General features: G+C 65.9%; 2 protein-coding genes. Both read left to right on the top strand.

Annotated elements, in window-relative coordinates; translation table 11 throughout:
• On the top strand, positions 1-643 hold a 643-nt coding region (locus tag B4E36_RS16915; protein WP_345900594.1), incomplete at its 5' end, for a DNA cytosine methyltransferase.
• The coding region (locus tag B4E36_RS16910) for a DUF7146 domain-containing protein (protein ID WP_345900593.1) at positions 640-1,615 on the top strand (976 nt) is incomplete at its 3' end. The genes B4E36_RS16915 and B4E36_RS16910, both read left to right, overlap by 4 nt.

The raw sequence follows: 1,615 nt of genomic DNA, 5'->3' as shown, positions 1-1,615 counted from the left end.
CGGCGGCAACGAGCCGCTGCACACGGTGACCGCCAAGGCGGACACCTGCATTGCTGCCGCATATGTCGCCCAGCACAACAATGACAGCCGCCGTGACGGCGGGGTCAATCCGGGCCGGCCTTTGGATGCGCCGCTTTCCACCATCACCGCTTCCGGCGCGCAACAGGGCGCGGTGGCGGCTTATTGCGCCAAGTATTTCGGCACGGGCGACGGCGCGGAGTATGGCGGTCCGTTGCATACGGTGACGACGAAAGACCGGTTCGGCCATGTCCAGGCCGCGCTCGAGGCGCCGCCCTTCACCGACGCACAGGCGGACAGGGCGCGCCAGGTGGCGGCGTTCCTGCGCAAGCACGGGTTCTGGGATGAGCGGGAATTCGTGACGCTCACGATCGGCGATGCGACCTTCGTGGTGGTCGATATCGGTATGCGCATGCTGACCCCGCGCGAACTGTTCAACGCGCAAGGCTTTCCGGCCGATTACGAGATCGATCGCGGTCCGAACGGGGAGGCCTTCACCAAATCGCAGCAGGTTTCCGCCTGCGGCAACTCCGTCTGCCCGCCCGTGGCGGCGGCGCTTGTCGCGGCCAATTGCGGGCATCTGCGGGCGGAAGCGGAACCGGTGATGATGGAGGCGGCGGAATGAGCGCGGTCATCGACGCTTTCGTTGCCGAGGCGCGCGCGATCGATCTTGCCGATTATGCGGGGCGGATCGGGCGGGTTCCGGTGCGCGGCGCGGAGTGGGTCGGGCCTTGCCCTTCAGCCGGCGGCAAGGATGGTTTTGCCGTCAACCCCGGCAAGGGCGTTTGGAACTGCCGGAAATGCGGGCAGGGCGGGCATGATGCGATATCGCTGGCCGCGCATGAGCTGGGGCACGACCTGAAGAGCCGGACGGGGTTTCTGGAGGCGTGTGCTGCGGTTCTCGACCGCGCCATACCGGATCCCGACCAGCGCGAGAGCGAGGAGGAGCGGGCGGCGCGGGAAGCGCGGATGGAGGCGGCGCGGGAGAAGGCGAAACGCCAGGCCGAGGCGCATGCCGAACAGCAGAACCGGTATCGGCAGATAGCGATCACGAAGGGGCGCGGTCTCTACTTTCATGCATCGATGGTGGCCGGATCGGCCGGGCGCGCCGTGCGGGACTATCTGCGGCTGCGCTGCGGGGCAGAGATGGATGATGCCGTGTTCGAGAATATCCGTTTCGATGACCGGCACACCTATTGGCACGACGAGGATGAATTCGGCAATCCGCTTTCCCTTCATGTCGGGCCGGCGATGATTGCGCCCTATGTCGATCTGACAGGCAGCGTGACCGGGTGCCATGAGACATGGATCGACCTTGGGAACGCGCCGAAATACCGGCCGGTGCTGGTCTGCCCGAAAGATGGCAAGCGGCTTTCCGCCAAGAAGATGCAGGGCGCGAAGAAGGGATCGGTGATACCGGTTTGCGGCGATCTTTCGGCAAGGCGGTGGGTGCTTGGTGAAGGAATCGAGAATGTCGCCGCAGTGGCCGCGCTTGAGGGTTTTCGGGCCGACACATTCTATGGCGCGGCTGGCGATATCGGCAATCTTTGCGGCCCGGCCGAGGGGCGCGAGCGGCACCCGACGCTGACCATGACCG

This window comes from Martelella sp. UBA3392, from assembly GCF_002358775.1.
Classification (GTDB): domain Bacteria; phylum Pseudomonadota; class Alphaproteobacteria; order Rhizobiales; family Rhizobiaceae; genus Martelella; species Martelella mediterranea.
Note: the sequence above shows the minus strand (reverse complement) of the source record. Positions and strands in the feature narration are given on the sequence as shown.